The sequence below is a fragment of the Arsenicibacter rosenii genome, from assembly GCF_001870735.1.
Classification (GTDB): domain Bacteria; phylum Bacteroidota; class Bacteroidia; order Cytophagales; family Spirosomataceae; genus Arsenicibacter; species Arsenicibacter rosenii.
This window is the reverse complement of the sequence record NZ_MORL01000025.1, coordinates 72398-79269: the sequence shown is the minus strand read 5'-3', so window position 1 is coordinate 79269 and position 6872 is coordinate 72398. Positions and strand designations below refer to the sequence as shown.

The following is a 6872-nucleotide window of genomic DNA, read 5'->3' as shown; positions in this document are numbered from 1 at the left end:
TGGGTTTCGATGAGTGTCTGGTTTTGTTCAAGAAGCCTGAGCTGATCCTGAATCGCATCCTCCTTCTGCTGTTTAAGTAGATTCACTTTGTAGGCCAGGGCCAGGGTAAACAGCAGAATTTCCAGCGTTGATCCTAAAAGAAGACCGTTAGTTGTCCAGAACGTAGACGGCATCAACCTGAGGCTGGTAAAAACATAAACTATTGTGCCGCCATAAATCAGCAGGAGGCCCAGCACGTAATACCATGCCGGTTTGAACCCTTTTCTTAATGCGGCCACACCACAGATGAGCGTAAATACTAAATCAATAAAACCCGTCAAAAACGCAGAATTGTAGGGAAGGTATATGCCAAATAAGCCCGCGCCCACGACCATAAACGATAGGAGTACACACACATAAAACAATACGAGGCCTGCCTGATATAAGCTGCGGGCATGTTGCCGAAGCTGTAAAAAGGTAACCCCGAACAGGATATGAAACGCAGCGGCGAGGAAGGTAACGGCAAGGAAATGTTTCAGGAAGAAACTGTAATATGCCGGTGGTAACCAGTTTCTTAAATGGGCGAACGTAATGCTGTAAACGAGGCACTGGATGCCCATCCAGATCGCGTAGATAAGATGGTCTCTGTCCTTGAGCCGGATGTAGAGCAGGATGTTGTAAACAATAATGATCAGTACAAACCCATAATAAAAGCCATCGAACGAGTCCTGGCGAAGAAAAACGGTTAAAAGCCGTTCGCCGGAAACGAGTTTTACCATTTCAGGTATCTCCGTCGAATGCCAGTAAAAGGTATAGGTATTACCCGGATTGAGGCGTAAGGGCATAAGTCGCCGGGAACGGGCTTGTGGTACATTTATTGAGGTATTGTTCTGCCCCTTTACAAAGAGAAATCTATCCTGTATCCGGTTACCGTAAGTCTGATAAAGCGTTGCCGGCGAGGATAAATCCGATTCGGCATACAAATAAAAAGCAGTTTGCAAGGATGTCTGAACGGTGAACCGGAACCACCGTTCCTGATCGGTAGCCGCTCGTGCCGTTTGTTTATTGATCGCAACAAACCGGTATCGGGAAGGATGACTGAGCAGGGAATCAATCGGAATATCTCCGGCTTGTGCATCAAGCATGTCACAGCGTTCAGCAATGGGGTAGCCTCTCTCCGGATTAGTTAAGACAATTGGCTGAGCATGAGCACTTGCCAGAATACTATACAGGCAAATGATAAGGAGAAACGGTTTCATGTACGCACGGGCTACTAAAAAAGCATATAAGTATACGCATTAATCCCTGTCGCTCAGAAAATATAGGCTGTTGTTGGCATACTTTTTCTCTTAAATGTTTGATTTGTATTGTATGGTTACTTCTGTCGATCAGCCCTTTATATATTCTGTCGGGGTTTGCCGGTAAAAGTCCTTAAACACTTTGGCGAAATAAGAAGGCGATTCAAAACCAACCATATACGCTGTCTCGGACGCATTATGTCCGGCTTTGAGTAAGTCAATCGATTTACGGAGCCGGTATTGCCGGATAAGCTCATTCGGCGAAAGCTGCGTAAGCGTTTGTACTTTCAGGTAGAGTGTTTTCCGGCTAACGGCCAGCTGACCGGCCAGCCAGTCTACACTCAGGGAGGAGTCATCGCAATGGTCTTCGATGAGTTGATACAACCGGCGGAGAAACTGATCCCGGACAGTTGCCGGTGGTGTTGCCAGATCTGGTTGCGCAAACTGCTGCCGGTATGTATCCCGCAGTTTCTGCTGCCGGGTCAACAAATTCCGCAACCGTAACCGGAGTTCAGCAAGGTTAAACGGCTTTGTCAGGTACTCATCGGCCCCGGATTCCAGCCCTTTCCGGCGGCTTTCCGGTTCAGCGCTGGCAGTCAGCAGCAAAATGGCAATGTGATCCGTTGCGGGGTCACGGCGTACCTGGTCAATCAGGGCGTATCCGTCCATACGGGGCATCATCAGGTCGGTGATAATCACATCGGGCAGTTCTTCTTTGGCCAGTATCCAGCCTTCGTGGCCGTTGGCTGCCGAACGAATGCGATAGGTGGCTGCCAGTTCGGCAACCATAAATTCCCGTAATTCGGCATTATCTTCGACCACCATAATCAGCGGCGAATGCTCCCCTATGGCTGTATCTTCAGCGGGCTGTGCCACCTCCTGAACGAACGCTACCGGTGCAGTAGGAGCAGACAGCGACGGATAGTCGTGAAAATCACCGGTTCGCTGAACAGGAATCTCAACCAGAAAACGGGTTCCTGCCCCTTGCTCATCTCCCTGAACAGTACTTTGCACATGAATGGTGCCATCCATACGCCGGGTCAGTTCGGAGACCAGTGCCAGCCCGATGCCGGTCCCTTCGTAAGGGTGGGTCCGGGTGCTGCCGGCCTGATAAAACCGGTTAAAGATGTGTGGCAGCTTATCGGCCGGAATACCGGTACCGGTATCGCTGACCGTAAGCCGGACAACGGGCGAATCCGGAGCCTGATTGAGCCGGACAGCAATACTGCCGGTGTCGGTAAACTTGATGGCGTTGGACAGTAAATTGAAAAGAATTTTCTCCCATTTACCGGCATCAAACAGGTAATTGCCCGGCCGCATGTCAGTCTGGTAGTGCAGGGACAGCTGTTTAATGTCGGTCGACGGGCGGAATAAGTCGACCAGCTGGCCGACAAAGCCGGGCAGGTCGCCTACTTCATAGGCGATATCCATTTGCCGGGCTTCCAGTTTATTGATGTCGAGCAACTGATTAATGAGCCTGAGCAGTTGCAGGGCATTACGCCGTACCGTCGACAGTTGTTTCTGATAGGGCACGGGCAGGTCAGCTGTTTCCAGCAGTTTATCGACCGGCGATACAATCAGCGTTAAGGGCGACCGGAGTTCATGCGTGATATTGGTGAAAAAGCGGGTTTTCATTTCGTCAATGGCCTTCAGCTCGGCCGTTTCCCGCAATTGGTTGACGTAGCGGATCGTTTTTTCCAGTGTAGCCGCCAGGTCTTTGTATTTGACGGGCTTGGTAATAAAGTCGAAAGCGCCCAGATTCATCGCCGTGCGGATATTATCCATATCGCCGTAAGCTGTCACGATAACGGTCCGGATAATCGGTTGACTTTCCGAGAGCCGCGCCAATAACGTCAGCCCATCCATACCCGGCATGTGAATATCACTCAGAACGACATCAATATCCGGATGCTGCTCAATCGCCGCCAGCGCTTCGAGGCCGTCGCGGACATAAATAAACGCATACTGTCCACTCTGAATTTGCCGCCGGAAAAGCTGCCTGAATAACTCTTCCAGATCATCTTCATCATCGACCAGCAGAATTTTGGTTTTCATTGATAAGGTAAGGTAGTTAGGTAGGGTAACGTAAGAAAGACCGGACAAAACACGCGGTTTTGCCTGCTAATTATCCACATCCTTCACCGTCGGGCGGTTGTCGGCCTTGCGGGTTTCGTATTGGAGGCGGAAGGCGCTGAGGTCGGGCACGTTCGGGCGTTTGCGGCTGCGTTCGTATTGCAGAATGGTCTGCCCAAGCTGGTACAAGAACGGATTGCCGACAGTCTCAAACTCATACTTGTCGTCGTTCAGAATGCCGTCCTTATTCACATAAATCGTAGCGGCCAGGATGTATTCGACTTTATTGGTAAAGTCGGCCACGTAGGAGGCGTCGGTCAGGAAGCCATAGGCCCAGCCCACCTTGTTGAACACGCGGATGCCGTCGGGCAGGCGGTGGTGCAGACTGTCCATGAAGAAAAACTTGGCGTAGCTGTCGTAATACTGCGCGGCATCGTATTTCGGGTAGTTGGTTTCGCCCGGAAACTGCGACATATACTGGCGGACAAACCGGTAATCGTCGGGCGTCAGGTTGAAGCGCTGTTTTTCGGGCAGGGATTCCGGAAACATTACCGCCTGCACCATTGTCCGGAAATTGTCGAGAGAGAGCTTGTTGCGGCCCGTAAAATCAAACGGCTTCCGCACCAGACTGTCGTTGGCGGTCATGTAGCCGATGCCCAGGGTATCAATCCGGCGGGCGTCGAACGGGGCCGTGTTGTAGGCCGCCGGCTGCGCATAAATCAACTTGCCGTCCGTATCGACGAACCGTACCGGATTGGTATGCCGGTTCTCGTCGGGCGACATCCGGACAAAGCGGTGGGTGATGCGCGTATCGCCGTACCCTTTTTCGCGCAGTGCCCGGTTAAATTCGCCCTGACCGACAAACTCATACATGCGGGTATACGGATCGTTTTCACTCACTAGAAATGCCTTTTTAATCAGGTGCGCGAGCGACGGAAGCCCGTTTTCGGCGGTGGGGTCAGCCTGATAACGGGTTTGCCGGCTAAAGGCACTGTCAAACAGCATGGTGGTGTATTTCGTTAGCTTCGGGTTATTCAGTCTGTTGAGCTTTTCGAGCGACAACAAGGCGGCAGGCAGCTTCACGGTCGAGGCCGGATTGAAATAATATGCGCTGTCGACGTGAAAGTAATAGCTGGTAAACGTCGGCTGGTTTTGCTTATCGCGGTCGATGCGGGTATAGATGATCTGGAGGCGGTACTGGTCCGGATGGGTAAGTACTTCCTGAAAAAGCGGGTTTTTATTGCGGGCGAGCAGGTTGCTCAGAAACGCGTCAGTCCGGAACTGGCTGTATCCGGGGATAATCAGAATCAGCGAACAAAACGCGCTTGAGATAAATCGGATGAAGGGTTGCATGACGAAAAATACGCACTGGCTGGGAAATAGGCAACTGTCGGTTCGGAGGACGTATATTTACCTGCGTTCCGGCAGGGTGTTGTACGCATCAGGGGAGTTTGTTACATTTGATGCTATTCTGGCTTAGATCGCAGTTCCCATGTATTCAACACCGAAACACACATTGTCCGTTGTTCAGGAAGAAGAGATGGGGATAAATGCCCCGGTACATCATCAGCGCATTATTGCGCAACTGACGGCGGGTTTATATCCTTTATTTAAATCAGGGCAAATCCCTTACGAAGCGTTCCCGGAAATGATGGTAGGCGAGGAGTCAAGTCCTGTGCCGGACGTTGTTTTGTATGATAATGAGACGGAACAGGTCCGTGTCGTGATCGAGGTGTGCCAGAACAGAGGTATGCGGCATGATCTGAATAAAATGATCCGGCTTATCGACGAAGATGAATACGGTATAGAAGAAGGTTTTGTCTACAACTACAAGACGAAGCAGTGGTTTCGTTACCGGAAAGGTCAGGGCGGCATGGCGCAAGTGTCTTCGTATTCAGAGCTGCTGGATATCGACCTGAATCAGTTTTTATAAAGAGCATTACCTGTGCCCGATTTTATCGTAACCCTGGACAGGGTACAAAATGAGAGTATACCACATAAGTTATTGAGCGAATTAGTGAATGTGCGATTGAGTGAATAAGCCATTGACATACAGCCCTTTGTTTTTTGGCTAAATCTAATCCTGATTGCTACTTAGTAAATAGGATAAAAAATATAGTAAGCGCTTAACCGGTAGTGACGCAGGAATAATGCGTTCTTAATTTTTATTTTGCTCCTGCACTTGCACCGTTCAAAAAACCATTAACTTTGAAATACAAAGTACTTTTAAATAGGCTTGTATGCGCGACGCTATTCTGTCAAATCTGGAGAACCCCAAACAGCTTGAGAAGCTGTACCGGGACGATAAACCTGCTTTCAAAACGACCTTTAACGACCTCTATCCAACTCTGCAAACCAATCTGTTGGTACAGGGATGGTACCAACGCCTGAATTATAGTCAGGACGATGCCCTATGGGGCACACCGGCAGAACGGCTGTTTGTGGTAGTGGCTGCTCTGCTGGCGGCTCTATCAACAAAGCTGCCGGACATGTTTGGTTTCAGTAAAGAGTTCTTTTTTATCCGCAACATCGGCTTTATCGTTTTTCCGGTACTAATCGCCTTTTTCGGCTGGAAAAACAAAATCCGGTGGCAGACCGGGGTGGCGCTGGCCGTGTTGATGCTGATTGCTGCGCTGTATATCAATTTGTTACCGGAAGCAGAAACCGAGGCCGATACGCTGGTGCTGGCGTGTCTGCACCTGCCGTTGTGGCTCTGGTCACTGCTGGGCTTTACGTTTGGCGGCGCAACCCTGAAAAAAGCCAACTGGCTTGGCTTCCTGCGCTATAACGGCGAACTGGCCGTTATGACGGCTGTATTACTGATCTCGGGCGGACTCACTACGGCCATAACCATCAACCTGTTCCGGCTGATTGGCTGGAACATCGAGGATTTTTACTTTAACTATGTAGTTGCCTGCGGTCTTGCTGCCGTACCGATCGTCGGAACGTTTCTGACCAGGGCGCAACCGACATTGGTGAACAAAGTGTCGCCGGTGATTGCCAAACTCTTCAGCCCGGTTGCGCTGGTGATGCTGGTCATTTATCTGGTGGCCACATTCATGGCCAAAAAAGATCCGTACCACGACCGTGAGTTTCTTCTGCTGTTCAACGCGTTACTGATCGGGGTAATGGCGCTGATCTTTTTTTCAGTGGCCGAAACAAACAAGAGCAGCCATAACCGCTTACAGGTGCTGGTCCTGTTTCTGCTGTCGCTGGTTACTTTAGTGATCAATGGTATTGCGCTGTCGGCGGTGCTGTTCCGGATTTCGGAGTGGGGCATTACGCCCAACCGCGCGGCTGTTCTGGGCGGCAATGTGTTGATGCTGAGTCACCTGATTTACGTGGGTTACCGGCTGTTCGGTGCCCTGACCCGCCGGTCCGATCTGGCGCTGGTCGGCCAGTCGATGACGTATTTTATGCCCCTTTACAGCTTCTGGAGCGCCTTCGTGACGTTTGTGTTTCCGGTACTGTTCGGGTTTAAATAAGCCGTAGTGGTGGCACGAGTCAAGGGGTAGTCCTTGC

The 6872-nt window shown here is 50.6% G+C and carries 5 protein-coding genes; 2 read left to right on the top strand and 3 right to left on the bottom strand.

Annotated features, from left to right (window positions below; genetic code table 11):
• From BLX24_RS25740 to BLX24_RS25730, 3 genes are all read right to left on the bottom strand, one after another.
• The coding region (locus BLX24_RS25740) for a 7TM-DISM domain-containing protein (protein WP_143092811.1) at positions 1–1238 on the bottom strand (1238 nt) is incomplete at its 3' end.
• Between the two features lie 129 nt (positions 1239–1367).
• Complete coding sequence (locus BLX24_RS25735; protein ID WP_071506101.1) at positions 1368–3332, bottom strand: response regulator; 1965 nt, start codon at positions 3330–3332, stop codon at positions 1368–1370.
• A gap of 66 nt (positions 3333–3398) precedes the next feature.
• Positions 3399–4703, bottom strand: a complete 1305-nt coding sequence (locus tag BLX24_RS25730) for a serine hydrolase (RefSeq protein WP_071506100.1) — start codon at positions 4701–4703, stop codon at positions 3399–3401.
• 139 nt (positions 4704–4842) lie between these two features.
• On the opposite strand from BLX24_RS25730, the gene BLX24_RS25725 reads away from it, so the two are divergent.
• Together BLX24_RS25725 and BLX24_RS25720 are read left to right on the top strand one after the other, a co-directional pair.
• Positions 4843–5283: a PDDEXK family nuclease gene (locus tag BLX24_RS25725; protein WP_071506099.1), complete on the top strand. Its 441-nt coding sequence runs from the start codon at positions 4843–4845 to the stop codon at positions 5281–5283.
• A gap of 307 nt (positions 5284–5590) precedes the next feature.
• Positions 5591–6835: a hypothetical protein gene (locus tag BLX24_RS25720; RefSeq protein WP_071506098.1), complete on the top strand. Its 1245-nt coding sequence runs from the start codon at positions 5591–5593 to the stop codon at positions 6833–6835.
• Positions 6836–6872 lie beyond the last annotated feature (37 nt).